The 24,610-nt window shown below is 50.9% G+C and carries 24 protein-coding genes; 5 read left to right on the top strand and 19 right to left on the bottom strand.

Features of this window, described 5'->3' with window-relative positions; translation table 11 throughout:
• Window positions 1-2 precede the first annotated feature (2 nt).
• Window positions 3-1,061, top strand: a complete 1,059-nt coding sequence (locus EIZ37_RS01210) for an anthranilate phosphoribosyltransferase (protein ID WP_134682722.1) — start codon at window positions 3-5, stop codon at window positions 1,059-1,061.
• A gap of 82 nt (window positions 1,062-1,143) precedes the next feature.
• On the opposite strand, the gene EIZ37_RS01205 is transcribed toward EIZ37_RS01210, so the two are convergent.
• From EIZ37_RS01205 to EIZ37_RS01190, 4 genes are read right to left on the bottom strand one after another with little or no spacing between them, the layout of a single operon-like run.
• On the bottom strand, window positions 1,144-3,183 hold the full coding sequence (locus EIZ37_RS01205) for a beta-galactosidase (RefSeq protein WP_134682721.1): 2,040 nt from the start codon (window positions 3,181-3,183) through the stop codon (window positions 1,144-1,146).
• A gap of 52 nt (window positions 3,184-3,235) precedes the next feature.
• The gene (locus EIZ37_RS01200; protein WP_134682720.1) at window positions 3,236-4,072 is read right to left on the bottom strand and encodes a carbohydrate ABC transporter permease; all 837 of its coding nucleotides are present in this window, start codon (window positions 4,070-4,072) and stop codon (window positions 3,236-3,238) included.
• Window positions 4,072-5,028, bottom strand: a complete 957-nt coding sequence (locus EIZ37_RS01195; RefSeq protein WP_235827851.1) for a carbohydrate ABC transporter permease — start codon at window positions 5,026-5,028, stop codon at window positions 4,072-4,074. Before EIZ37_RS01195 ends, EIZ37_RS01200 begins: the two co-directional genes overlap by 1 nt.
• A gap of 14 nt (window positions 5,029-5,042) precedes the next feature.
• Window positions 5,043-6,374 (bottom strand): ABC transporter substrate-binding protein, encoded by a 1,332-nt coding sequence (locus EIZ37_RS01190; protein ID WP_134682718.1) that lies wholly within the window; start codon window positions 6,372-6,374, stop codon window positions 5,043-5,045.
• A gap of 218 nt (window positions 6,375-6,592) precedes the next feature.
• Between EIZ37_RS01190 and EIZ37_RS01185 the strand changes: the two genes are divergently transcribed.
• Window positions 6,593-7,450: an AraC family transcriptional regulator gene (locus EIZ37_RS01185; RefSeq protein ID WP_134682717.1), complete on the top strand. Its 858-nt coding sequence runs from the start codon at window positions 6,593-6,595 to the stop codon at window positions 7,448-7,450.
• Between the two features lie 131 nt (window positions 7,451-7,581).
• Here EIZ37_RS01185 and EIZ37_RS01180 read toward each other — a convergent pair whose 3' ends face one another.
• The 4 genes from EIZ37_RS01180 to EIZ37_RS01165 all read right to left on the bottom strand — a co-directional run bounded on the left by EIZ37_RS01180 (window position 7,582) and on the right by EIZ37_RS01165 (window position 12,821).
• A complete protein-coding gene (locus tag EIZ37_RS01180; protein WP_134682716.1) occupies window positions 7,582-9,036 on the bottom strand; it encodes a hypothetical protein in 1,455 nt (484 codons plus the stop codon).
• Between the two features lie 406 nt (window positions 9,037-9,442).
• A complete protein-coding gene (locus tag EIZ37_RS01175; RefSeq protein WP_134682715.1) occupies window positions 9,443-9,889 on the bottom strand; it encodes an RDD family protein in 447 nt (148 codons plus the stop codon).
• Between the two features lie 28 nt (window positions 9,890-9,917).
• Complete coding sequence (sppA, locus tag EIZ37_RS01170) at window positions 9,918-10,877, bottom strand: signal peptide peptidase SppA (RefSeq protein WP_134682714.1); 960 nt, start codon at window positions 10,875-10,877, stop codon at window positions 9,918-9,920.
• Window positions 10,878-10,988: 111 nt separating this feature from the next.
• On the bottom strand, window positions 10,989-12,821 hold the full coding sequence (locus EIZ37_RS01165) for an ABC transporter substrate-binding protein (protein ID WP_167568586.1): 1,833 nt from the start codon (window positions 12,819-12,821) through the stop codon (window positions 10,989-10,991).
• Window positions 12,822-12,923: 102 nt separating this feature from the next.
• On the opposite strand from EIZ37_RS01165, the gene EIZ37_RS01160 reads away from it, so the two are divergent.
• The 3 genes from EIZ37_RS01160 (at window position 12,924) to pdaA (ending at window position 15,403) form a co-directional block, all read left to right on the top strand.
• Window positions 12,924-14,183, top strand: coding sequence for an MDR family MFS transporter (locus EIZ37_RS01160; protein WP_167568584.1), 1,260 nt, complete (start codon window positions 12,924-12,926; stop codon window positions 14,181-14,183).
• 84 nt (window positions 14,184-14,267) lie between these two features.
• Window positions 14,268-14,357 carry a YjcZ family sporulation protein gene (locus EIZ37_RS01155; protein ID WP_134682711.1) on the top strand — a complete coding sequence of 30 codons (90 nt, stop codon included), beginning with the start codon at window positions 14,268-14,270 and terminating at the stop codon, window positions 14,355-14,357.
• 290 nt (window positions 14,358-14,647) lie between these two features.
• Window positions 14,648-15,403, top strand: coding sequence for a delta-lactam-biosynthetic de-N-acetylase (gene pdaA / locus EIZ37_RS01150; RefSeq protein WP_407921104.1), 756 nt, complete (start codon window positions 14,648-14,650; stop codon window positions 15,401-15,403).
• A 91-nt stretch (window positions 15,404-15,494) separates the two neighbouring features.
• Here the strand turns inward: pdaA and EIZ37_RS01145 are convergent, their stop codons facing one another.
• The 11 genes from EIZ37_RS01145 to EIZ37_RS01095 all read right to left on the bottom strand — a co-directional run bounded on the left by EIZ37_RS01145 (window position 15,495) and on the right by EIZ37_RS01095 (window position 24,601).
• The gene (locus EIZ37_RS01145) at window positions 15,495-16,388 is read right to left on the bottom strand and encodes a hypothetical protein (RefSeq protein WP_134682709.1); all 894 of its coding nucleotides are present in this window, start codon (window positions 16,386-16,388) and stop codon (window positions 15,495-15,497) included.
• 46 nt (window positions 16,389-16,434) lie between these two features.
• The gene (locus EIZ37_RS01140; RefSeq protein WP_134682708.1) at window positions 16,435-16,671 is read right to left on the bottom strand and encodes a hypothetical protein; all 237 of its coding nucleotides are present in this window, start codon (window positions 16,669-16,671) and stop codon (window positions 16,435-16,437) included.
• 87 nt (window positions 16,672-16,758) lie between these two features.
• The gene (locus EIZ37_RS01135) at window positions 16,759-17,505 is read right to left on the bottom strand and encodes a UTRA domain-containing protein (protein WP_134682707.1); all 747 of its coding nucleotides are present in this window, start codon (window positions 17,503-17,505) and stop codon (window positions 16,759-16,761) included.
• A 64-nt stretch (window positions 17,506-17,569) separates the two neighbouring features.
• A complete protein-coding gene (locus EIZ37_RS01130; protein ID WP_134682706.1) occupies window positions 17,570-18,391 on the bottom strand; it encodes a sugar phosphate isomerase/epimerase family protein in 822 nt (273 codons plus the stop codon).
• An 11-nt stretch (window positions 18,392-18,402) separates the two neighbouring features.
• Window positions 18,403-19,236, bottom strand: a complete 834-nt coding sequence (locus EIZ37_RS01125; RefSeq protein ID WP_134682705.1) for a PfkB family carbohydrate kinase — start codon at window positions 19,234-19,236, stop codon at window positions 18,403-18,405.
• A 31-nt stretch (window positions 19,237-19,267) separates the two neighbouring features.
• Window positions 19,268-20,080: a carbohydrate ABC transporter permease gene (locus EIZ37_RS01120; RefSeq protein ID WP_134682886.1), complete on the bottom strand. Its 813-nt coding sequence runs from the start codon at window positions 20,078-20,080 to the stop codon at window positions 19,268-19,270.
• A 77-nt stretch (window positions 20,081-20,157) separates the two neighbouring features.
• The gene (locus EIZ37_RS01115; RefSeq protein ID WP_134682704.1) at window positions 20,158-21,036 is read right to left on the bottom strand and encodes a carbohydrate ABC transporter permease; all 879 of its coding nucleotides are present in this window, start codon (window positions 21,034-21,036) and stop codon (window positions 20,158-20,160) included.
• A 74-nt stretch (window positions 21,037-21,110) separates the two neighbouring features.
• Window positions 21,111-22,406, bottom strand: a complete 1,296-nt coding sequence (locus EIZ37_RS01110; protein WP_134682703.1) for an ABC transporter substrate-binding protein — start codon at window positions 22,404-22,406, stop codon at window positions 21,111-21,113.
• Between the two features lie 28 nt (window positions 22,407-22,434).
• A complete protein-coding gene (locus tag EIZ37_RS01105) occupies window positions 22,435-23,430 on the bottom strand; it encodes an SIS domain-containing protein (RefSeq protein ID WP_134682702.1) in 996 nt (331 codons plus the stop codon).
• A gap of 435 nt (window positions 23,431-23,865) precedes the next feature.
• The gene (locus EIZ37_RS01100; protein ID WP_134682701.1) at window positions 23,866-24,204 is read right to left on the bottom strand and encodes a VOC family protein; all 339 of its coding nucleotides are present in this window, start codon (window positions 24,202-24,204) and stop codon (window positions 23,866-23,868) included.
• A 139-nt stretch (window positions 24,205-24,343) separates the two neighbouring features.
• Window positions 24,344-24,601, bottom strand: a complete 258-nt coding sequence (locus EIZ37_RS01095) for a hypothetical protein (protein ID WP_134682700.1) — start codon at window positions 24,599-24,601, stop codon at window positions 24,344-24,346.
• Window positions 24,602-24,610 lie beyond the last annotated feature (9 nt).

Here is a 24,610-nt window from a genome sequence, read left to right as displayed (position 1 = left end):
CCATGCTGGAACTGTTAAAAGAGGTTGGCCGCGGAAAACGGGGAGCAAAAGATCTTACCTATGAACAGGCCCTGCAAGCGGCTGAAATGATTCGCACGGGAAAAGCGACTCCTGCGCAAATCGGCGCTTTTCTGATGGCAGAACGGATCAAAACGGAATCCATGGAAGAAATTCTGGCATTCATCGATCATTATCGCCAGGCGATTTCCCCCGTGACGATTCCCAACAGTTTGGATTGCGCCGGTCCTTATGATGGAAGACGAACGTCCTTTTATGCGACTTTTCCGGTTGCCTTTGTCCTGGCTGCTTGCGGATTGCCTGTCACCCTGCACAGCAGTCCGACTTTGCCGCCAAAATGGGGCATTGCCCTCATCGACTTGATCCGGGAGCTGGGGCTTCCCCTGCAGCAGGAGGCCCGTGAAGTCTATACACAGGCGGCAAAAGCGAGCGGATTCCTTTTTGCTGCAACCGAACTATGGCATCCGGATCTGCAGGCGCTGCGCCTGCTGCGTCTCGAAATCGGGGTACGCACGGTATTTAACACGGTGGAAAAGCTGATGCGCTTTTCGGATGCTCCTTTCATGGCGATCGGCGTCTACCATGGCACCGTGTTTGAAAAAGTGGCCCAGCTTCTGGTCAAGCAGGGAATCAAAAAAGGAATTGTCGTGCAGGGGTTGGAAGGCTCTGAAGACGTATCCGTCCAGAAGCCTACCCGAACCCTGCTGATTCAGGGCGATGCCTACGAGCCTTTGCTGATCGATCCCGAAGCACTCGGGTTGAAAGCCGAACTGCCTGAAACCGAATGGACACCGCGTCTGCAGCTGGATACGGCAATAGCGGTATTGAAAGAGGAAGCGGCATTGCCCTATCGCAATATGGTGCTCTTGAACAGCGCTCTGCGGCTGTGGGTCACCGGGACCTGCGCGACTGTGGAAGAAGGCCTGCTGAAGGCGCAGCATGCCCTCGAGCAAGGGTTGGCCATGCGACAGTTCCAGCTGTGGCTGGAGCAGGTTCATTTCCACCACGCGGCCTTGCAGGCAGCACCCGGCAGCAGCGGCTGAACGAATATCGCTCGATTCCATACAAAATGATAACGGGCTCCGCCATTCTTTGGCGGAGCCTTTCGCAGCCATTCCATCTACATCAATATTGCAGGACCGCCACATCAATTCCGCTCACGGTAATGGAGCCGCTGACCCGCTCTCCCGTAAGCAGATTGACATAGTCCTCATTCTCTGGCAGATCCAAGCAGACCTCTTCCTGATTGTAATTAATGATGAGCAAATGCTTATTTTGCTCGGTATCCCTTTGCAGCACCTCTACCTGTTCCGGCGCAGACAACGGTGCCGAGATCCCTTTCGTCGTCAGCATTTCTCCCAGCAAGGCGCCCAAGCAATCCGCATCGAGCTCGGTTCCGATATAGACCGCATTCCCGCTGCCAGAGGAGTGGCTCGTCACTGCAGGGCGCCCGGCGTACCAGTGGCCTGTATATGTCGCGACTGCCTCCGCTCCTTCCAGCTGGATCACATCGCTCCAGAGCGAGCAGCCATACGCTTGCCCTCGGTACGTCACCGTATTGGCATGCCCCTGCGGATACGGATCAAACTCCTCCACTTGAATCCCCAGCAGCTTGCGCAGAGGAGCAGGAAACTCCCCTGGATAAAAACGGTCATTTTCATCCACGATGCCGCTGAAATACGAGACGATCAATGTGCCGCCTCCCGACACATAGCCTTCCAGATTCTCCGCTTCCCCCGGTTTGACCATGTACAGCATCGGCGCAATCACGATGTCGTAAGCTGTGAGATCATCGGATGGCTGTACAAAATCAACCGCGATATTGCGCTTGAAGCATTCGTTGTAATAAGCCGCTACCCGCTGCACATACGGCAAGTCATTATGCGGCTTGGAATCCAGCTCCACCGCCCACCAATTTTCCCAGTCGAAAATGATCGCGACCTTGGCAGGCGTGCGGGCACCGATCAGTCCATTCAGCTTTTTCAGCTCTTGCCCCAGCGCTTTCACTTCCCGATAGATACGGCTGTTTTCATCATTGGAATGCGGGATCATGCCACCGTGAAACTTTTCAGCACCGGCTCTGCTTTGCCTCCATTGGAAGAACAGAATGCCGTCTCCGCCATGACCGATGGCGGAATAGCTCCATAGACGCATGACACCCGGAGCCTTATTTACATTGATATCGCGCCAGTTCACTTGGCTGGTGACCTGCTCCATGAGAAAAAACGGCTGCCCTTTGCGCAAGCTTCGCATCAAATCATGCATCATCGCAGCCCTGACCGGCTGTCCCTCCCTCGGGTCGGGATAGGAATCCCAGGTGGCTACATCCACCTCTTTCGCCCAGCGGAAGTAATCCAGCGGCTTGAAAAAGTCCATGAAATTGGTGGAGATCGGCACGGCTGGCGTGATCTCGCGCAGGATCCGTTTTTCCGTCAGGTACAGATTCAGCAGGGAATCATTCATAAAACGGAAGTAGTCAAGCTGCTGACCGGGATTGCAAAAGGTCGGCGCCTTGCGCGGCGGCTGAATCTCCTCCCATTCTCCGTACTGCTGGCTCCAGAATCGCGTTCCCCAGCGGGCATTCAGCTCCTCGATCGTGCCGTAGCGCTCCTGAAGCCATGTGCGGAAGGCCGCCGCACAGTTGTCGCAGTAGCAGCGGGACACGTGGCAGCCGTATTCGTTGTTGATATGCCACATCTTGAGCGCCGGATGGTCTTTGTACCGCGTCGCGATGGTGCGCACCAGCTTTTCGGTATAGGCCAAGAGCGGCTTGTGATTGGGGCAATAATGCTGGCGGCTGCCAAAGGACAGGCGCGTCCCGTCCGCCTCGACCGGAAGTGAATCCGGATATTTGCGCACGAACCATGCCGGTGTGGAAGCTGTTGCCGTCGCCAGATTGATCCCGATGTCATGCGCATGCAGGATGTCGATCACTCTGTCCAGCCAAGAAAAATCGTACTCGCCATCCCGCGGTTCAATCTTTACCCAGCTGAAGATCCCGAGCGATACCAGATTCACACCTGCCTCCTTCATCAGTCGCGCATCTTCCAGCCAGATGTTCTCGTTCCATTGCTCCGGATTATAGTCGCCCCCGTAGCTCATATGCGGAATCAGCTTGGAGACCTGTGGAATGGCCGAAGCCTCTGTAGATAACAATTGATCCATGCTCGTACTCCTCCCCTATCATTACTGTCTCGATCTTACTGTCTAACTGCCGTCACCCTTTGACTGATCCGCTGAATGCACCTGACACAAAGTATTTGCGGAAGAACAAAAAGAGGATGATGATGGGAACCAAGCCAATGACCGAACCGGCCATCACCTCTCCGTACTTCACCACATTGCCGGGCGCCACCATCATTGAGAGCATGAGCGGCAGTGTCAGCATCTCCTTGTCATTGACGGCTACCAGCGGCCAGAGAAAGTTTCCCCACTGGTTCATGAAGGTGACGATGCCCAGCGCAGCGCATGCCGGCTTCATGGTGGGCAGCACAATGCGCAGAAACGTCCCGAATTCGCTCGATCCATCCATCCGGGCGGATTCAATCAGCTCATCGGGAAAGCCCATCATCTGCTGGCGCATCAAAAATACGCCAAAGCCCGTGACCATATTCGGCAAGATCAGTGCGTAATAAGTGTTGATCCACTCCAGTTTCATCATGATGATAAACAAAGGAACCAACGTCACCTGCGCCGGAATCATCATCGTCATCAGCACGAGGAAAAACAGGATCTCCCTGCCTTTAAAAGAAAACTTGGCGAACGCATAGCCGGCAAGAGCAGATAGGAACACCGTACTGATCGTGGTAACACCGGAAACGATCAGACTGTTCAGCAACGCTCTCCAGACAGGCATGCTGCTTTCCAATCCGCGCAGATTTTCGAGAAAATTTCCTCCCGGCAGCCACGCAGACGACGTTTTAAAAATATCTCCCTCCGTCAGCGTAGATGCGGTAAACATCCAGTAGAAGGGATAGATCGATATGAGCGCACCGATGCCGAGCAGCACGTAGACAAGCAGCATCCCCGCATCCTGGCGCAATCCTTTTCCCATCAGATCTCCCCTCCTTTGGATAGGCGAAGCTGGATATAGGACAATATCGCGATAATCGTCATGATGATATACGCCCCGGCAGAGGCAAGCCCGAAGTTAAAGGTCTTGAAGGCTGCCTGGTACAAGTACTGGATGGCCGACAGCGTCTCATTGTTCGGCCCTCCGCTTGTCAAGACATAGGGCTCGGTGAAGATCTGCAGCGTCCCGATCGTCGACAGGATCATGCAAAACAAGAGTACGGGCTTCAATTGCGGCACGGTGATGGCAAAAAAGCTCCTGACACTCCCCGCCCCATCGATGCTCGCTGCCTCATACAGCTCTTTGGGAATCATTTGCAGGCCGGATAGAATGATCACGCTGTTGTACCCTGTCCACCGCCACGTCAAGGCGCAAATGATCAGGATCTTCGCCCAAAAACCGTCTGTGCGCCAGGCCACCGGCTCCAAGCCGAGCCATTGCAGCAGCTGATTGACCATCCCCGATGATTCATTGAAAAACATCGAAAACACCAACGAATACGTGACAAGGTCAATGATCGCTGGGAGAAAAAACGCGACCTGCAGCAGCCCGCGGAATTTTAACCGCTCGGAATTGAGCAGTGCCGCGATGCATGTGGCCAGAATCAGCATGACGGGCACTTGCACAAGCAGGATCATCCCCGTATTGAGCAATGACTTGCCAAACAACGGATCGGTAAACAGATGAATGTAATTATCCAGACCGACGAAATCCATGTTTCCCGACTTCCATTTGCTGAAGCTCAGGACAAAGGAATAGATCAGGGGATACAGGATAAAAGCGAGAAAGAGAAGGAAGAAGGGCAAAACGAACAAGTAAGGGGTTACGCCAGCCCTTTTTCCGGAAAAGCCGTGCTTTCGCTGCAGGTGAACCCGCGGCTGCTGCGCTGCCTTGTCAGCCGCGGGTTGCTCGCTTGCAGGTTGGATCACTGTAGTCACCTCGCTTCTGCTGCTCATGGGGCAATTTTCAGACCGGATGCCTTCGAGGCTTGTTCTTCCGCTTGCTTGAATGCTTCCTCAACCCCCGCTTTCCCGCTGAGAACCGCGCCGTTGGCATCCTGGATGGGCTTCGACAAATCCATGAATTCGGGCGGGAATTTCAGCTCGGGAATATTGGTCGAGACTTCACCGAAGAACTCTGCCAGCGGAAAGCCGAAAAATTCATCGTTTTTCTTGAAGTTTTCCGATTGATAGTATGGCGTCCAGGATGGGAACAATCCGTATTTCATCTGGACGTCCTCCCCTTCGTTGGTCAATAGCGAGTATTCAATAAACGCCCAGGCGGCTTCCTGATTCTTGGATTGGGTGGTAACGGCGAGGATCGAGCCGCCCAGGTTGGCTTGATTGGGTCCGCCCTCTGTAAAGGCAGGCAGCGGCATCACACCCCACTTGCCCTGCTGGTCCTTCGCCTGATGGCGGATGGTGCCCGCATACCACACCGGGAAGATGACGGTCGCTGTCTCCCCATTTACGACGGCACGGATGCGCTCATCCCAGGTCGGCGTATTGACGGTAATGCCTTCGTCCTTGAAGCGCTTCGTCATTTCCATCGCTTTGAGGTTGGCTACCTGGGTAAAGTCGATTTCTCCACTGGCATTGACAAAAGAGCCGCCCAGTTGATTCATCAGCATCAGCCAAATATCCATGTCGCCCGTAGCCGTATGATCAAGCGTCGTCATTTTAACTTTGCCGCCGAGCTTGCTTTGCAGCTGCTTGCCAGCCTCGATGAATTTGTCCCACGTCGTCAATGTTTTGGGATCAATGCCCGCCTGCTCAAAATAATCCTTGCGATACCAGACGCCAGCCGGCCCCAGATCCCACGGAACAGCGTAGGCTTTGCCGTCTTTTTCTACGCCTGCCCATGCTGTTTTTGCGAACTCATCTTTATGGCTTTGCAGCTTATCGGTCAGATCGACGAACTGGTCGGGGAACTTTTGCAGAAAGCTTTGGAAGTCCCGATTTTGCGTCTGGATGATATCCGGCGCCCCCATCCCTGCAGTCAACGGGGGAATGATTTGCTCGTAATTGTTGGTCACCCGCTGGATCGTGACCTTTACATTCGGATATTTTTGATTGAAGCCGGGGATTTCCGCTTCCAAGGCATCCGCCGCATCATTCCACGCTGCCACCTTGATTTCTCCAGACAATCCCGCTCCGCTTCCGCCAGCAGATTGCGGCGTTGCTGTATTCCCTTGGTTCTCGCTGGTTGGCGATGAACATCCTGCAAGCAAAGAGAGTATCGTAAAGAAAATGAACCCACGGCGAACCCATGCTGCTCGTCTCATACCATTTCCTCCTTTGGCCAACAAAAAGAATGCGCTTTCAAAATACCGAATTTTACGAAAACAAGATCGACAACCGTTGCTTTTCCCCCTATCCGACTAACTAAATTATCTTTATTAAGTTTTGCTTACTCCCTATAATAGTATCAACTGGAAGCTGAGACCATAAGCGAAATCGAACATGAATGGGACATTTTGAACATGGATGAGGAGGAGAAACCATGCTGCTGCCGATCCGCTTTTTCCCCTGGCAAGATGATTACTTCAACCTTCCTCTGCGCCCATACACCGTCGGCTATCATCAAGAAAATCACATCATCCGCCCCGAAGGCTACTCTGCCTCGCAACTTCTCATTACCCTAAACGGAAAAGGCCGCCTGCGCGTGCAGGGCATGGAGGAGCAGGAGTTCGCACCAGGAAACGTGATGTTTCTGCGGGCGAAAGTCCCTCATGAATACTACCCAGTGTCGGAGGAACCATGGGAAACGGCATTTGTCTCCTTTCACGGCGATGCATTCCTTGATCTGTACCAATTCCCGGATTTTCTGCTGACCAAAGCGGAGTCTTTGACGCCTTTCTTTTCGATCATCGAGGAGCTGTGGGCCTTGACGATTCAGAAAGAAGAAGAAGCCATGTGGACGGCTGCGAAACAATTGTATGCCCTGCTGCTTGAGTTCTACCGCCTGACACTGACCCCCGGCAAAAGGAATGGTACGTTCTATTCGTGGAATCCCCGCGAGACCGCCCTTGTCCGTGTCGCGGATTATTTGAAAGAGAACTTCAGCTGCCCCATCATCATGTCGGAGCTCGCCAAATCGATGGGGTACACCCAGCAGCATCTCAATCGTCTTTTCAAAAAGGAATTCGGGATGAATCTCCATCGGTATCTGCAGGAAATCCGCCTGGAGAAGGCCCGCTGCTTGTTGCACGACAATCCCGATATGTCCATCCAGGAGGTAGCGACGCGCATCGGGTTGGAAACCGGCTATTTTATCCGTGTCTTTCGCCGGTATGTCGGGATTACGCCGACGCAGTTCAAGCAGACTTCTAATCTTTACTCACGGGATGTAATAACCTGATTTTCCTGGTGTAGAACAATGACATATCGGAACAGCAAAAAAGGTATCCTCCAAAAGGGTACCTCTTTTCCTGTTTTTCTCTTTATCGAGCCAACGTTTTTTTGCAATCAAATGCGAAATGTAGCGGCATTTTAAGGCATGATAGGTACAACTTCCGCCAAGGTGTCGAATAAAACAAATAGACGAATGTCTTGAGGAGCTTTATCGGTTGCAAGCACACCTTTAAAATTGAGAGCGGTCCAGGTGTTGCCTTCTAAACGGCCAATCTCTCCAGGTATAGGGACCAGCTTGTTGCCATCCAGAATGAAAACTTGGAAATCTCCTGATTGAATGGTTCCCTTGTTTGCGCTGATTTTCAAATGATTGCCTTCCCGTTCGGCCTTTACCGAGGTATCGTCAAACAAGTCAAAGCCAAGCTTGCGGTGAATGACATGCTTTTTCCCATTGGATACGGCTGTCACCGAGACGATATCCATCGGTGAGTATATATCGTAGATTCTTTTCAAGTTGTATCTACCTTTTCCATCCACAGGCACGGAAGTCGATACTCCGGCGAACGACACATCCACCGTTTTAATACTCGTGTCGGTCACAGAGCCATACACACCCAGTTCGACTTGTGTGATTGGTTTCCCCTTCACAACTAAATAGTACGCTCCAATCGAATCTGTTTTTAACAAATCGGCCGTCTTCTCATCCGTTACCGATGCGTCACCCGATGTTCTGCTTTTTTGACCATTCACCGTTTCAATTACATAAAACTGCTCACCACTTGGCAGTTTCGCAAAGGAAGTGCTGCCTTTGCTATCCGCATTCTTCGTGCCGTAATTCTCAATCCATGTAACACCATAAGAAGAAGAACTTTTATGAAACAACGTGATCATCGCACCTGGTGTTGCCCCCTGGACGCTAATTACTCCCTGGCCACCTTTTATCGTCAGTTCGGTCACGGGAACAGGATTAGGAACTGGATTGGGGGTCGGATTGGGGGTCGGATTCGGATTCGGATCGGTTGTGGTTCCACCACCAGTTCCACCTCCTGCCCCCCCATTCATCGGTTCGCCAAACGTGATCGGTTCTGAATAGATCGTGTCATTAGGCGTCTCGATTTCCAGCACAAAATACTGCCCTTCCTCGATGTCCCCATTGTCATTGGCATACAGATCGAAGGTGACATCCCCTTCGAACGTCCCCACGGGATCTTTTGGACTGGGGCGGAAGGCTGGCGTGATGACCTTTTCCCCCTGGACGATTCCGAGCAGCCATCCGACGCCTACGCGATTGGTTCTCCAAATACCATGATAATTCTCTTTCCCGAAAACATCGGTGGAACGCAAGATGACCGCATTCACGACCGTTTTCTGCGCAAAATGGATGCTTGCTTGAAAATGCCCATCCCTGCTGCCATCCGGCTTGAATTCTGCACTGCCGGTCTTATCGAATTTTTTCTCCAGCAAAGAAAATGCTGTGATGGTAACGTCCGAAGCTGCTGACTGTTCCTCCGCATTCGCAATGCTTCCCACCAAGCCGATTTGCAAGGCGCAAACGGAAACCAGCAGCGCTTTTCTTACTTTCTCCCACTTCATCGTAAACCGCTCCTTAACAAGTTGATCAATTTGGAATGGTTCCACTATACTCGCGGGGAATTCCCGGGAACAAGGGAATCCGCTCCCGCCTTTTCGGGAAGTTGTCCGGGATCAATGCCGGGCATTTCGAGAAATTTTGCAGTACCAAGTCTTTGGCCGAGCTTGGTTGCTCTTATGTCGATAGGACGAAAAAAGGATCCTGCTGTGCGCAGAATCCTTTTGCTAGGGAAACCTACAATCCATTCATTCATTTCGGAATGCCAAGTGCTCACAAAGCTCTATCGGGTTAATTGAATCTACCTCTGGCTTTGGAAACAACTCATTCCCGTTCCTCATCGTTTCGATTGCCGTACCCTACTTATGCTACCAGTATGAACCTTTTGACTGTTTTTTATACATGCCCAAGTTATGCTTTTACAACATAAGTCCTGCTCATACGATCGTGCAGCGATCGCTTTTTGCTGTCAAAGCCGGCCATGATGTACCCGATCATCAAAATCAGCGCGGAGACAAACTTCCCGATCGTCTCACGCAGCAGGATCCAGCCCCAGCCGTTTGGACCGCCATCTTTGCGGACCACGCGGATCCCCAGCGCCATTTTCCCCAGTGTCTGCCCGAGCAGCACCGTCATGATGACGTAATAAGCGATGCTGACGATGGTTAACGCCAGATTCAGCAGAGCTGGCGGTTCCAGCATATCAACGCCGGCTATAAAGTAAATCAGGAATTGAAGGGCCATCATCACAATGCCATCGAGCAGGCTTGCCACAAAACGGATCCAGAATCCTGCGTACCGATACTCCGTCGGCACGATTTGTTCCTGCTCCGGTGTCAGTTCCCCATTCAGCTCCATTTTCGCTCCTCCTTCATACTTTCATCGATCAAGGCTGATACAGATAATAAAGGCCCGTTTTTTGCGTAAAATGCGGCACGACCTTTTCTACAACGCTCGCCACTGACGTCTCTGATTGGGTGCTCATGCCCCCTAACAGGATCGATGTCAAGCTTTCCGGCACCTCATAGCGGACGATTCTGGCTTCCGTCAGACCGCTGGCTTTCACCGCATACCGAGTCGCATCCTCCAGCGAGCCATATTCGTCGATCAGCTTCAACGCTTTTGCCTGTTGGCCGGAATAGATGCGGCCATCCGCGATTTTCAAGACCTGTTCGCGGGGGATCTTTCTGCCATTGGCAATGACATCGACGAACCGCTGATAGCTCTCGTCAACCAATTGGGTGAAAACCTGCTGTTCAGCGGGAGTCATATCCCGCAGCGGATTGCCAATATCCTTGAAGGCTCCGCTTTTGATGACATTTTCCTTGTAGCCCGCCCAATCGGCCAGCTCTTTATAATTCGGGATGGAAAAAATGACGCCGAGGCTACCCGTCAACGTGGCGGGATTGGCAAAGATGTAGTCGGCTGGCGCTGAGATGTAATACCCGCCCGAAGCCGCCATGGCCCCCATGCTCACGATCACTTTTTTCCCTTTCTTTTTCATCTCCAGAATCTTGTTGTGAATTTCATCGGAAGCGACAACCTCGCCGCCAGGACTATTCACACGGAGAACGATCCCTTTGACATCATCGTCTTCTACGGCCTGATCCAGCTGCTCCAAAAAATCAGGCGAGTTGAAGGAGCTGCCAAAGCCTGCGCTTTCTGCGATCGCACCATCCACAAACAGCTGTACGATCTTGGCTTCTCCCGTTCCTTCTACTTCTTTTTCTTCCCATACGCGATTCGCGGATTCATCTGTAAGGTCATCCGCATTGACAACCAGTATGACGACCAGTACGGCGAACATGACGCCGATAATCGTCCACGCCCAACCCTTCCGAGACATCCTTCGACACTCCCATCTGCATGTGATCGTCCGCTGCAATCCTGCATAGACGATTCTCTATGTTCTTACGTGTACTACGGTTTTGGATTGGAAAAAGTTTCATCCGTTTTGTCACCGCTTGACCCACAAGGGACGATACTCGATCCACCCTTGGGCATTCATCTCCACTCCTTGCAGCTCAGGCCGTGACCTAATGTGGAGATGCTCGCGGTATAAAGGGAGAATGAAGCCGCTCTCCAGCAGCAGCCGCTCGATCCGCTGCAAAATCGTCCGCCTTTCTTGCAAAGTGCTTTGAAAGAGAACCGCCGCTTCCCAGCGAATCTGTTCCATCAGCTCCGCATCCATATACCTTCTGATAAAGCTGTCTCCCATCAAGCAAATGTTCAGGAAGGATAGTTCCACACGCTCGTCAATCGTCGCGCTGTCATGGATCAGATCTGCTTCCTCCACCACCGCATCCTGCAGCAAATCCGGGTGGGCAAAAAATTGCGTGGTGACGGTGATGCCGTACTGCGCACATCGCTCGGTGATCCAAGCCGAGTCCTCCCGATGGTCCTGATCAGGATACGTATGAAGCCGCAGATTCCACTCCTGCTGTCCCAGCTCCTGCAAGAGCTCGAACGGATTGCGCTCCGGCTGCTCGGACGTGGTTGATATCGTAGTGCCAATCGGATCCGGCAAAAAACCGGCGGCCACTTGATGAAGTCCTCCCTTTCTTTCTCTGAGCAAATCTGCAGGCTGCAGGATCAGTCTCAACGCTTCCCGAAAGCGCTGATTGGCCATGGGGCCTTTTTTGCGCGTATTGAACGTGACGTATTGCACGCTCCAGACTGTCCGCTCCGTCTGTCTCCACGTCAAGCTTTCCGCATGAGACTGCTGCTTCCGTTCCACTTGCCCATCATCATCGGCATACAAAATCCCATAAGAGGATGTCGCATTCGCCGTTTCCTCCTCGAACCACCCATCCGGGACGATCAGCAGCTCGATCCGATCCAGATGGGCCCGCTCGCGAAAATAAGCATCGAACGCTGACAGCACCACCATCGAATCATCACAGCGCATCAGCTTAAACGGCCCAGTGCCTACGGGATTCTTCAAGGCCGCCTCTCCGTGTCTATCAACATATGTTTTGCACAAAATGGACAGCTGCTCACTGCCGAGAAGCTCCGGCAGCATGAAGTGGGGACGCTCCAGCTTGATCGTCAGCTTGTAGTCATGCACCGCTCGAATCTCGCTGACGACATCCAGCATCCAGCGATAAGGTGACATCGTCTGCGGGCAGCGAATCCGCTCCAGGGAAAACGCCACGTCATCGGCGGTCAGCAGTTGCCCGTGATGAAAAAGCACCCCTTTTCGCAGATAAAAAGTCCACTCATCCCCGCGTTCATTATGCTCCCAAGCGTGAGCCAGATGCGGTTCCATCCGCTGGGTCTCAGGGTTATACCGAACCAGCGAATCATAGATCTGCTTGATCAGATGGCTTTCCGAACGGTAAGAGGCGAAGGCGGGATCAAGGGAACTGATCGTATGATTCAAACGCATCCGCAGCGTATCAATCAGGCGTTCCTCCTGTTTTTCAAGGTGAAACCCAAAACGGCTGCGCAGCCAGGCTTGAAACGATGCCGGAAGATCCGGTGCGATGCTTTGGTATGCCTGACACAGGGTCAGCGCTTCGTTGATCTTCCCTTTTACCACCAACTCCTTGGCTTGTCCAAATAGGAGCTCGGCAGGCTCTGTCAAAAAGCGCAGCTGCGAGCGATTGCCGCGCCCGCGTCCCGGTTTCCAGATCAGCCAATGCTGCTCGGCCAGCTTTTTAATGATCAGCTTGCTATTACGCGGGGTGCAGCAGAGGATGTGGGAGATTTCCTCCAAGGAGATTTCTACCTCTCCTGCTCTGACTCCCGCATGCTGATGAAGCCTTATATAATCATCGATAGCAGACACTATTCATTCCCCCGAAAAGATGAAAGTTTGACGGGTGGATTTCTGCCCTTTTTCCCTCATGCTCTGCGTTTTAGAATGTTTTCACAGCAAAGGGGGAATACAATGAAGCACATCATCCACGCTTATACTCATCGTTATCATCCTACCATTCAAATCCGTTTTGCGGGGGAGTTATTAACGAGTGTGACCGGCTCCATGCTCGCGCCGTTCCTGCTTCTGTATTTGCATGACAAACTGGGCGGCTCCGTCATGCTGCCGATGTTGATCGTCGGCTTGCAGCCGCTGACCGACATTTTCATTACGATGATCAGCGGGGGGATCGCCGATCGCATCGGGAGAAGGCCCGTGATCCTCTTTGCGCTGCTGCTGCAAATCGTGGCGATCAGCGGATTTATCGCTGCCGAATCGGTATGGGCTTTTGCCCTGCTGTATATGCTCAATGGCGCTGGCCGCTCGCTCTATATCCCGGCACAGCGGGCACAAATTGCCGATCTAGTTGATGAAAAACAGCGGGTGGAAGTATTCAGTATACTCTCGACGATCGGCTATGCGGGACAGATCGCCGGACCGATTCTGGGCCTATTGCTCTTCCACTTCCATTCCGCCGCTGTTTTCGCTCTGGAAGCCTTATCGTTAACCGTCTATCTGCTGCTTTTTTGGTGGAAGGGCACGGAAAGCCTGCCTCTCAGCTCTGCTGCGTCACGAGCTGCAAGCGCAGCACGTCCCGCCTTTTCCCTCTCCCGCTTTTTGCGAGAGAACCGGGCTGTGCTGGCCTTGATGGTCTCCACCTTGCCGATCAGCTTTTTTTATGCACAAACCGAGACAAACCTGCGCATCCACCTGCAGCGGACATTCCCGGATTATCTCACCATCATCGCAAGCCTGGCTACCGCCCATGCCATCATGATCATCCTGCTGCAAATCTGGCTGGTCAAACGCACAGAATCATTCCCAATCAAGCGAATTCTCCTGATCGCGGGAATATCCTACTTCACTGCTGCGCTTCTGCTGGGTTTTGCCCACTCCTTTGCGCTTCTCCTCGCGGCTCAATTCGCCATGACCATCGGAGAGGTGATCGGCCTCACCCACTTGCTCAACTATGTCGCCGCATTGGCACCACCGGAAAAACGCGGGCTGTATTTCTCGCTTTATGGCATGCATTGGGACATTTCTCGCACGGTTGGCCCCGTCCTAGGAGGATGGATGCTGACACACTCCGGAGGCCAGGCGCTGTTTACCCTTTGTGCATTATTGCTCGGTGCAGGAATGGTAGCGCATCAGCTGGTCATCCATTGGATCACGCGTTCGCACTCGGCACGAAAAGAAACAGATGCTTCCAACTATTTGCCGTACCAAGGATAATCGCCCAGACACCATCCCTGTTTTAGGCATATGCTGTTAGCCAGTGCCGAAATATTCTTGCCTGACAAAAAAGGAGGCTGCAGCATGTCAAAAGGGTTCTTTGGCGGAGATGGTATCATGCTGATTCTGGTGTTGTTCATTTTGCTGACGATTATCGGTGCAGAAGAAGACTAATAGACGTGGAACGGGGCAGCTTGCATGGCTGCCCTGATGTTTACTGTATCAGAAAGCATAAACTTCACGACCAATCTACCTGATACAGCATGAAAAACTTCCGCTATAGAAGAACTTGTCGACTTCTTCGAGAGAGCTTCTTTAGCGGAAGTTTTTCTTACTGGTGCAAATGTACAGAAAAATCGTCCTCACTCATAACTCCCGTTTTTGGTGGAACAGTATCGCGTAGGACCACTTACATCAAGAAGGGAGCGTAATCGTCCTTGAAACGCATCAGCTACGTTTGCAGCATCATTTTCCTGCTGGCACTTCTGCCGCTCTGTGCCTCGCTCACAGACGCTGCGGACAAGCCTTACCACTTCGGGTTTAAAAAGAGTAAAAATGGACAACCTGCCTCGATTGATCAGGAGGGCTTCAAGGACATCTTAGTAAAGCATGGCGCGATATTTACAGGCGATCCGAGTAAAAAAGACCTCTACCTGACCTTCGATAATGGGTACGAAAATGGGTATACCGCCAAGATTCTGGATATCCTAAAAGCGAAAAAGGTGCCCGCCATCTTTTTTGTTACCGGACATTATGTAAAGGATCAGCCGGAGCTGTTAAAACGGATGACGGCCGAGGGCCACCTGATCGGCAATCACTCCTGGAGCCATCCGGACATGACCCGTGTGTCCAATGAGAAGATCCGGGACGAGCTGGACCGAGTAAAAGAACAGGTTGCCCAAGTTACCGGCCAGCAGCAAATGCGTTACCTGCGTCCTCCGCGCGGGATCTTCAGCGATCGAACGCTAGCGGCCAGCAAAGCGCTCGGCTATACACATGTGTTTTGGTCAGTCGCCTATAACGACTGGAACATCAATGCGCAAAAAGGCTGGAAGTATGCCCATGATAAAGTAATGGCACAGCTGCATCCCGGCGCGGTGATTCTGCTCCACGCCGTATCGAAGGATAATGCGGATGCGATGGGTCAGATTATTGACGATGCCCGCAAGCAAGGATATGAATTTAAAAGTCTGGATGAGATGCAAGTCCATACGCCGTAATCGCTGCGATCGGCCAGTAGCATAGGTGGCCATGTCGTTTTCTATGTAGCAGGGGCTGTCCCGGTCTGGGGATAGCTCCTTTTTGCCATGACTAAGGCGGGGGAAATGCAGGGGCGAACTGTTGATGCAGCACGGTATTCCCTTCTTGGATCCGACCATTCTCATTGATGCCCCAAGCATTTACGAGAATGGGGGAGACCGTCGAATCAACCGGAAGTGTAAAGAGAATTTCATACATAGGAGCTGAAGGGACTTCCATCATCGGCGGATGGGCATGAATGAGCAGAAGCTGGCGAGGGGGGATCGTGAAGGTAAAGGGAGTTGTAATGGGAGATACCGTTCCAGAGCCAGTCTCTTCGCCATTGCGATCAGTTCCTTCTTCCGGGGTATCTGCTGCGTGGCTGTTTTCTTCCGCTGTTTCTCTCTGGATATACGCTTCTGTGTATTCCTCTCCCTGCATGTGCTCTCCGGTGTATTCCTCTCCTACAGCTTCCACTCCTTCTAAGCTCTCTTCGTTTGCCTCTCCTTGCATGCTCTCTCCTGATATGTCCTCGCTTGTGACATGCTCTCCGAGGGTACCTCCTTGGTTTTCCTCTTCTGGAGGATTCAATAACTCTCCACCCAAGAAAGCGAACTTGGCATATTCCGAAGGATCGCTTGGGTTTTGCCAATCCAAGATGGAGAGGGTGACGGTATGGGAGCTGGCGGGGTCTTGGTTAAAAAGCGAAACAAGCAGCAATTCCGTGTTGGGATTTCGAAACATTAGACCTGAGGTTCGGATGGAGCTGGTTCCATTTGAGAGTGATACATGAAAGATCGGGTTTACGTTTACGACAGGATTGGGTGGAGTCACATATTCGAAATTTCCTTCCTCTCTTGCAACAAAGCTATTTTCACGAGTGCGACTGGTTCGTCTGCGTTTTGAGGGCAAACTCGTACGACGCCTTGCGAATTTGCGCAGACGATGTTTCGATTTGGCCGCCATCTTTAACCCCCTAGGCAAAAATTTACTATATTCTACTCATGCTCAGTTAACGATGTATCCGCGTTTTCATCAGGGGAAATGCGGAAAAAGAAAAGGCGTCCCATTCGTGTTTACGAATCAGACGCCCTCGGTATTTCTCTTCTTTTCTGCGCATTTCGATCTGGGGCCGTTCAGGCTTGCGTTCCACCGGATTGACTCCGTGCCATGATCCCCTCATTACGATCGGATCCATTTTCCCTTCACGTACCAGCTTTTGCCGCAATCGCTTCGCTTTACTTGCCATGCTTGATCATCTCCTTGAGGAAAGGTTACTCATCATTATACAACAAGATTCCCCCATGGAAACATGACAAATGGCTTCCTTTCCCTTTTACCCCTGAGAATGTTGGGTGATGTCCGTCGAAATGGTGAAAGACACCTTGTTTGAAGGCAGGAAGGACAAAGAAAAGTGGATCGGAATGCCGTTATCGTCATAGGCGATTTTTTCAACCTCGAACAAAGGTACATCCTCTGTGCAATGTAAAAATTTTGCTTGCTCGGTGGTAGCATTCACGAAGCTGATCGTCTTTGTGTTGCGAACGGCTTGAACCTGATAAATCTCTTTCAGCACCTGGTACGTGGAATGCGATTCCCCAATATGCTTCTCCAGATCGGGAAATCTTTTCAGGGAGTAGTAGCTCGTCTCGCTATGAATCGGTTCGTCTTTGATGAGGTGGAGGCGCTTCAGCTCGAAAAGCGGTTCTTCACGCTCCACTTGCAAAGCTTCCGCCTGCCGCCAGGATGCGGGGACCACTTTTTTGGACAAGATGCGTATATGCGGTTCCTTGCCGGACTGCAGGAGAAAATCCGTAAATCCGTTCACTGCAATCAGTTCGCGCTTCAATTTGTTGTTGGTAACGAATGTCCCTTTTCCATGCAGCTTGCGAAGGATTCCCTGCTCGACGAGCTCGGTGATCGCCCTTCTTGTCGTAATTCGGCTGACCCCATACTTTTGGCACAGCTCATTTTCTGCGGGCAATTGGGCCCCGATGCTGTATATTCCTTCATGGATGTCTTTTTTGATTTCATCCATCAACTGCTCATATAAAGGCTTTACGCTTGTTTTATTTAATTTCATTGCATTTCTCCTATGAATGGTAAGAGATCGACGATTACTCCTATCATATCATCTTCATTTTCGTTCAAATAGTGTTTGCTAAGTATTCCAAACTTTTTCGCATGGCTTTTTCCGGTTCCGCATGGTATTGGGTCCCGAACAGCTCCAGCGTCAAATGACCACCATATTTCATATCCGCAAGACTTTTTTTGAAAGATGGCAAGGGAAAATTGCCTTCCCCCCACGCAAGGTGTGCTGATGATTGATCGGTTCCGTCGACAAAGTGAATGTGTACCAAATCCTCCCCAAAAGCGGCAGCGTAATCATCCATCGTGTCTTTCGCCATCACCATGCACGCGGTGTCCAGCATCGCTTTCAGGTGGGGAGACTGAATTTCCGTTATCATGCGTTTGGTCGTTTCCAGGTCGATCACGACATTGGAATACGGATAAAAGAACGGCTCCAGCACCAAGACCACCCCTGCGGATTCCGCATCCCGTGCAAGCTCTCGAAGCGATTCCACGCCCCGTTGCCAAGCGTCTTCCATCGGTTCGTTAAACAGGCCATAGCCTGCGGAAACCAAAAGATACGGACATTCCAACGTATTGGCAAGCTTGATGCTTTTCTTGAAATAGGCCATGCTTCTTTTTCGGCTGGCTGCGTCCGGCGCTGACAAATTGACGGGATATGCGCATTGCTCGGGTGTAAAGCAGACCAGTTCCAAGTCTCTTCGTTTAATCGAGTCCAGTATCGCCTTTCCGTCCTGATGAGACATATCCTCCACATACAGATGGGGTTCACCTCCCCACAGTTCGATCGCGGAAAGTCCCAGCCGTATCGTTGAATCCAAAAAATAGTCAAAGGAATAGCGTTGGTAGGCCAGATTCATATTGGCATATGTATACATGCTGCTCCTCCTCACCAGCTTTTTTCGATGCCGTAGCCAAATGCTCCGTAGTAGCCGCATACCTTCGCTGCACACTCGGCGGCTGTCTGCAACGAGCCTGGCAGATCACCGCTTCGATGATAATTCGTTAAAAAGGCAGCGATAAAGGAATCGCCCGCCCCCATCGTATCTACCACATTTGTTGGAATGACCGATTGCTCCACCCTCTTGCCTTTTTCCGAAAAAATGGCCGGGCGATCTCCGCGGGTCACGCCCACTACCGGAACACCGCGCTTATGCACGTACTCAATCAATTCATCGATATACGAATCCGCTAGCTCGCTTCCGGAAAAAAAGGCATACGACAAATAGGGGCTGACGAACTCCAGATATTCTTTGGTCCAGTATTCCGGGCTGGAGAAGTCAAAGGAGATGGTCTGGTCCGCGATTTTCGGGAGTTCCATTTCCAATCCTCTGGTAATGCTGATGCAGGTGTGAACTAGGTCATGTTCCCCGATATAATCCAGATCGTCCTGATTGAAATGAAGGGCCACCAGCGATTGCACCCGCTTCTCCTTATTGGTGCCGACAAAGATGCGATCCCCCGCTTCGTTCAACGTCACAACCGCCTCTCCTGTAGGCCCCTCGACCCGTCGTACCCGACTGATGTCGATTCCTTCTGCCCGCAAGCAATTCATCACGTGGTTGCCAGCTTCATCGAGCCCCAGTATCCCCATATAAGAGCTCTGCTCCGCTCCATTTCGTTTTGCGATCACAGCCACGTTCAATGCGCTTCCCCCGGGATAAATCTTGCCTTGATCCTTGTAAAAGTCTACGACGCTATCCCCGATGCCTAACAGCTTCATTCGATACTCCCACCCTTTCTGGTTGTCTCTGTCATCCTTTTACGCCCCCTTCCGCTAACCCCCGGATGAAGGACTTTTGCATGAAAATAAACAAGAGGACAAGCGGGATCGCCGATATGACAAGCCCTGCCATCAATACAGCCCAATCCGTGTACATCGCGTCCCGGAAAGCCAATAGACCGGATGTAATCGTCTTAAGCGAGTCGCTGTCAATGAAAATGACCGCAAACAAAAATTCATTCCACGCCCAATAGGCGGTAAGCAGCCCCGATGTAAAGAGAATCGGCATGCTGAGCGGAAGGTAGATGCGGAATAAGATGCCGATGCCTGTACAACCGTCCATGTAAGCGGCTTCCACAAGCTCTTTGGGAATGGACAGGAAGAAGGAGCGCACCAGCAAGACGATCAATGAGGTGCGAAAGGCAACATACGGCAAAATCAATGCCCAATGCGTATCATGAATCCCCAGCGCCTGCACCATTTTATAGAGCGGGATCAGGCTGACCTGCGGGGAGAACATGATGCCGGCAGACAAGAGGGCAAGCACCAGATATTTTCCGCGAAACGAATACCTCGTCAGGCCATAAGCGCTCAGTACGCTGAACAGCAAGGTAAGGAACACGGTCACAGCCGTAACGAACACACTGTTCAAAAAATACTTGGATACCCCTTTGTTCCAAGCCTCGGCGTAATTGGAGAACAGCCATTGCACAGGCAAAGCCCAGCTGTTGCTAAAAATCTCTTCCGTCGTTTTGAAGGAGTTGATCACCATCCACAGCAGCGGATAGGCAATGGCGAGAAATAAGGCAGAAAGAAGCAGGAACGTCAATGAAATCACAATCATGGACCCCAGAGATCGCCTTCGTTTTTGTTTGGCAGCGACGTACGGGTTCCGGCCAGTCTCAACGGTCAATTTCACGTTTATCCCTCCTGCCCGTTTTTAAATACTTTTGCTTGAATCAGGTAGACGACTACCGTAATGCCCAAGATGACATTGGCAATGGTCGATGCGTATCCCATCTCGCTGTCGACGAATGCTTTCTGGTACAAATACGTGCTCAGGACTTGGGACGAGTTTCCCGGCCCCCCTTTGGTCAATACATACACGTCGCTAAACGTAAGGATGGATTGGCTTACGGTATAAATGATGGTAACGAAGGAGATCTCCTTCACCTGCGGCACCGTGATATGCAGGAATTTGCGTATCTTCCCCGCCCCATCCATTTCAGCCGCTTCGTAGAGATCAGGCGGAATTTTTTGAATGGCCACTATATAAAGCATCGTGATATAACCGATCCCCTGCCACTGCCCCATGGCGATGATTGCAGGAAAAGCAGTGTCACTGTCTCCGAGCCAGCCTCTCGCATACTCCTCCAGCCCAACCATGGCCAAAAACTTGTTCAAAAGACCGATATCCGGGTTATAAATAAAGCTGAAAAGCAAACCGATGACGGAAATCGAGATGAGCACCGGCAGGAAATACACCGTGCGCAGAACGGGTGCCACCCTCCTGAATACCACATCTTCGAGAATGGCAGCGAGGACCAGACCGCCCACTACCTGTACGGCCAATGAAATCACCAGATGGATCAGATTGTTTTTGAGGGCCACCAGAAAAACAGAATCGTCAAACAGACGGGTATAATTTTGCAAAGCGACGAATTCCTTCGTATCAGAAAAAGGCGACCAGCTGAAAAAGCTCGACTGCACGTTTTCCATGACAGGATAATAGATAAAAATGAACGCGATGATCAGACTCGGAGCTACGTATAGATAAGGAGCGATGTTCCTGATTTTCATTGTTTCCCCCCTTACTGGAATACAGGATCGGGTACAGTGAAGAAGCTTGCTCCGCTGTACCCGGTGGTGTCAGCTTACTTTGCCGATTCCTTTACCTGCTTGGCTGCCTCCTGGACTTCTTGCATGATTTGCTCCGGTGTTTTTTCACCATTCAGCAATTGCTGAATCCCCGCCAGATACGGATTAAAGATCCGCCCGTCCAGGATGGTATCGATCCATATCGCCATGTCACTTGCTTTCTCCACTTGTCCGATCGTTTCCACCATCAAAGGAGTGGAATTGCTGCTGTTGACGGCGCCTTTGACCGTGCTGATGACATTGGTTTCCTTCACCCATTTTTCCGCCATCGGCTTGGATGTCAGAAACTTCAGGAACTTCACCGCCTCATCCGGATGTTTGGTTTGAGCGGAGATCATAAATCCCTCAGGGGCGCCGGTGATGACGGATGGATCTCCCTTGCCTTCTTCGATAGACGGGAAATTGAATGTTCCCCATTCGAACTTGGCGTCTTTGATGTAGGGAAACTCAATCGTGTGCAGAGGCATCATCGCGATCTTTCCATTGGCGAACATATTTCTTTCCTCTTCACGGCTGAAAGCATTGGGATTTTCATTCACATACGGGATGAGCTGTTGGAGTTTTTGCAGGGCTACCACATAGCCCGGATCGGTAAATTCGCCCGTTTCCCGGTTGTTGTCTTTTGCCAGGACATCCGCACTCACCAATCGCTGATTCAGGGTCGTGATATAGAGGCCGCCGTTCCATGGCTCTTTGTTGCCAAACCCTAACGGAATGGCACCGCTTGCCTTCAGCTTGTCCAGCACTTGAATAAACTCATTCCATGTACTCGGCGGCTCAAGACCCAATTGATTGAATATTTCTTTATTATAGGCCATCATCCTCACGTCCATCAGCACAGGAACGCCGTAAACCTTGTTATCCAGGGTAAAAGGCTTTAGCGTAGAGGGGATGATTTGATCGGACCACGCTTTATCTTCCTCGACATATTTGGTCAGATCGAGCGCTTTGCCTCCCCGTACAAATTTGTTCGCATATTCCCCCACCCATGTGAAATAAATGTCCGGTGAATTGTCATTTCCCAAGACGACATTGATTTTTTGTTTGTACTCTTCGTTCAAAGCGGTTACCACTTTAATCTTTACTCCCGGATTTTGCTTTTCAAATTCCTGGATGACCCCATCAAAATACCCTTTGAACGGTTCATTCGGCCATCGGTGGAATAAGGTTAGCGTCACCTCATTGCCTTCGCTGGCATTCTCGGTGTTTGCCGGTGTTTGCTGGCCGCAGCCGACCACCAGCAAAAGGATGAGGATGATACAGATGGATACCGCAAACGATTTTTTCATCATATTGACCCCCTCTGTCTTTTTCCTTGTTTTAATAGTCTACTTTTTTCATGTATCTTCTGGCCGTAAAGACCGGATGATGGCGAAGCTCTGCCATAATGGTAATGAACCTCCACATCAGGTTATTGAAGATGATCGGAACAAGATAGCCCCGCATTTTTTCTTCTACGCCGTGGAAATCGATCTCCTTCGCATCGACCACCATCGTTTTTTCGCCAAACCGCTGCAAGAAAGCATGCGCTCGCTCTTCAAGCGGTCTGGTATGATCTAGACCTTTCAAAAGGATGAAGGGAACCTCTTTATCCAGGATTTCAAAGGGCCCGTGGAAAAACTCGCCCGCATGAATCGCATGGGAATGGATCCACTGCATCTCCATGAGGTTGCATATCGCATGGGAATAGGCTGGCCCATAATTTGCGCCGCTTGCCATGGTATAGATCACTTTTTCATCCTGAAACGCCACCGCATACCGATTGAGAAACTCCTCATATTGCGCTTTGGATCGTTCAATGATCGTTTGCAAGTCTGAAAGGCTGCGAAGCATGTCAGGGAGAATGCTTTTCTCTTCCACTACATCCAAAACACCTGCGGCCAGCTGATACATGATGGAGAAGTTGCCTTCAAATGGATCGATCTCTTTCCCTGCGAATGCGTTCTCATAAAAGATCGCGTGCTCGACTGCTTTGCCAAGCGGGGACTCCACATCACACGTAACCCCCACGGTTAATGCACCCTTCTCCCTCGCAAACTCGGCCGCTTTTGTGGTTTCCGGAGTGGTGCCAGTCAGGGAGAGCAGAATGACCAATGAATGCTCCGAAAGTGTTTTTGGGCTTAAAAGTGTGAATTCAGCGGCGTTATACATATGCGCAACCAATTGATCTGCTTCTCGATCGATAAAGTACTTATTGGGAACCATGACTGCCAGCGAACCGCCGCAAGCAACCAAAAAGATGTTCGTAATGGATCGTTGCCCCACTTCATGTAATACTTTCTGCACACCTGGGTTAATCGTTCGTTGGTTCAACATTTGATTGTCCTCCGTTTGAACTTTGTTTTTCTAAGAGCAGGCTATCGACAAAGCAGATTGTTAATTTTTTACGAGATGATCCCTCCAGTGTGTTCTACGTCAGCGGTCAATCGGATAGAGTCAAAGATTTGCCCCGAATCCAATGACGTCATATGACATCATATTGATTAGAGCAAAAGCGATACCATCACTTCTTTCCCCCCGAATTCTCCATCCTTGCCAGCAGCTGCATACGACGTCATATGACGTTATATAGATGAGGTAGTGCAATTGGGAAAAATCTAACTTTTCATAATTATACGACCTATGTAAGATGGTGTAAATATCCAATTTTGTTTTGCTCTTATTTGTCCTACTCCAATAAATAAAGGCTCCATCCCAAAAGCGATGAAGCCTTTCTCACGCACTCCGGTCTTTCTTTTCGCTCCCCTGCTCTTAACAGAGGACTTCCACGGTAAATCCGCCTGGAGCATTCACGTAAAATGTCCATCCATGCAATCTTTGTGGCGGCTCTACATCAAACCCATCATCCTTCAAGCGCTGATTGATCTGGTTCACTTTTTCTTCACTCTCCTGAATGAAGCCGATATGAAACGTCTTCGGATAGCTGACCTGAGTACCTTTCATCAATGTGATGACAGCCCCGTCATCGTCAAAAAGAACTGCGAAAGAATCACCACGCAAATGCCCAATTTTCAAATGGAAATACTTTTCCAAAAACTCTCTTGCCGCCTTCACATCGGTAACAGTGAGATTGAGATGATTGAGTTTCATTGGCTACACCTCTCCTCTTTATGCTGCCCCTCCACAATACCACAAATTCCCATTTTCTGCCTCCTGCAAATTGCAAATGGATGGCCATTGCTCCGAAAGGAAAATGTCCAACAAAAAAACCACGCCGCACTGGCAGTGGTCACGAAAAAGGGTTATATCGAGTCAAGCCGTGGTTATAGCGTGCATCCATGATCTCTTGCGCCTTGCTTTTCTCCTGTTCGAGAGCGGCTTTCACCCGATCCCAGTTTTCCGGGGTGGCATCCATCAGGTCTACATTGATCCCTTCTCCTATGAGATTGCGCATCAGCACCATGTCATCGCCGCTTTCGTATTTCTTGATTCCTCCGCCAATCAGTCGAATGTCGTGGAGGAGCCTTTTAATCTCGTCAGGAATCATCGTTCATTC

The sequence above is a fragment of the Brevibacillus migulae genome, from assembly GCF_004521915.1.
GTDB lineage: Bacteria > Bacillota > Bacilli > Brevibacillales > Brevibacillaceae > Brevibacillus_F > Brevibacillus_F migulae.
This window is presented reverse-complemented; position numbering and strand designations above follow the sequence as displayed.

What these genes read in the sequence shown, in the direction of transcription:
- EIZ37_RS01210 (WP_134682722.1), top strand. Translation starts at nt 3, where the DNA reads ATGCTGGAACTGTTAAAAGAGGTTGGCCGCGGAAAACGGGGAGCAAAA.
- EIZ37_RS01205 (WP_134682721.1), bottom strand. Translation starts at nt 3,183, where the DNA reads ATGGATCAATTGTTATCTACAGAGGCTTCGGCCATTCCACAGGTCTCC.
- EIZ37_RS01200 (WP_134682720.1), bottom strand. Translation starts at nt 4,072, where the DNA reads ATGGGAAAAGGATTGCGCCAGGATGCGGGGATGCTGCTTGTCTACGTG.
- EIZ37_RS01190 (WP_134682718.1), bottom strand. Translation starts at nt 6,374, where the DNA reads ATGAGACGAGCAGCATGGGTTCGCCGTGGGTTCATTTTCTTTACGATA.
- EIZ37_RS01185 (WP_134682717.1), top strand. Translation starts at nt 6,593, where the DNA reads ATGCTGCTGCCGATCCGCTTTTTCCCCTGGCAAGATGATTACTTCAAC.
- EIZ37_RS01180 (WP_134682716.1), bottom strand. Translation starts at nt 9,036, where the DNA reads ATGAAGTGGGAGAAAGTAAGAAAAGCGCTGCTGGTTTCCGTTTGCGCC.
- EIZ37_RS01175 (WP_134682715.1), bottom strand. Translation starts at nt 9,889, where the DNA reads ATGGAGCTGAATGGGGAACTGACACCGGAGCAGGAACAAATCGTGCCG.
- sppA (WP_134682714.1), bottom strand. Translation starts at nt 10,877, where the DNA reads ATGTCTCGGAAGGGTTGGGCGTGGACGATTATCGGCGTCATGTTCGCC.
- EIZ37_RS01160 (WP_167568584.1), top strand. Translation starts at nt 12,924, where the DNA reads ATGAAGCACATCATCCACGCTTATACTCATCGTTATCATCCTACCATT.
- EIZ37_RS01155 (WP_134682711.1), top strand. Translation starts at nt 14,268, where the DNA reads ATGTCAAAAGGGTTCTTTGGCGGAGATGGTATCATGCTGATTCTGGTG.
- EIZ37_RS01145 (WP_134682709.1), bottom strand. Translation starts at nt 16,388, where the DNA reads ATGGCGGCCAAATCGAAACATCGTCTGCGCAAATTCGCAAGGCGTCGT.
- EIZ37_RS01140 (WP_134682708.1), bottom strand. Translation starts at nt 16,671, where the DNA reads ATGGCAAGTAAAGCGAAGCGATTGCGGCAAAAGCTGGTACGTGAAGGG.
- EIZ37_RS01135 (WP_134682707.1), bottom strand. Translation starts at nt 17,505, where the DNA reads ATGAAATTAAATAAAACAAGCGTAAAGCCTTTATATGAGCAGTTGATG.
- EIZ37_RS01130 (WP_134682706.1), bottom strand. Translation starts at nt 18,391, where the DNA reads ATGTATACATATGCCAATATGAATCTGGCCTACCAACGCTATTCCTTT.
- EIZ37_RS01125 (WP_134682705.1), bottom strand. Translation starts at nt 19,236, where the DNA reads ATGAAGCTGTTAGGCATCGGGGATAGCGTCGTAGACTTTTACAAGGAT.
- EIZ37_RS01120 (WP_134682886.1), bottom strand. Translation starts at nt 20,080, where the DNA reads ATGATTGTGATTTCATTGACGTTCCTGCTTCTTTCTGCCTTATTTCTC.
- EIZ37_RS01115 (WP_134682704.1), bottom strand. Translation starts at nt 21,036, where the DNA reads ATGAAAATCAGGAACATCGCTCCTTATCTATACGTAGCTCCGAGTCTG.
- EIZ37_RS01110 (WP_134682703.1), bottom strand. Translation starts at nt 22,406, where the DNA reads ATGATGAAAAAATCGTTTGCGGTATCCATCTGTATCATCCTCATCCTT.
- EIZ37_RS01105 (WP_134682702.1), bottom strand. Translation starts at nt 23,430, where the DNA reads ATGTTGAACCAACGAACGATTAACCCAGGTGTGCAGAAAGTATTACAT.
- EIZ37_RS01100 (WP_134682701.1), bottom strand. Translation starts at nt 24,204, where the DNA reads ATGAAACTCAATCATCTCAATCTCACTGTTACCGATGTGAAGGCGGCA.
- EIZ37_RS01095 (WP_134682700.1), bottom strand. Translation starts at nt 24,601, where the DNA reads ATGATTCCTGACGAGATTAAAAGGCTCCTCCACGACATTCGACTGATT.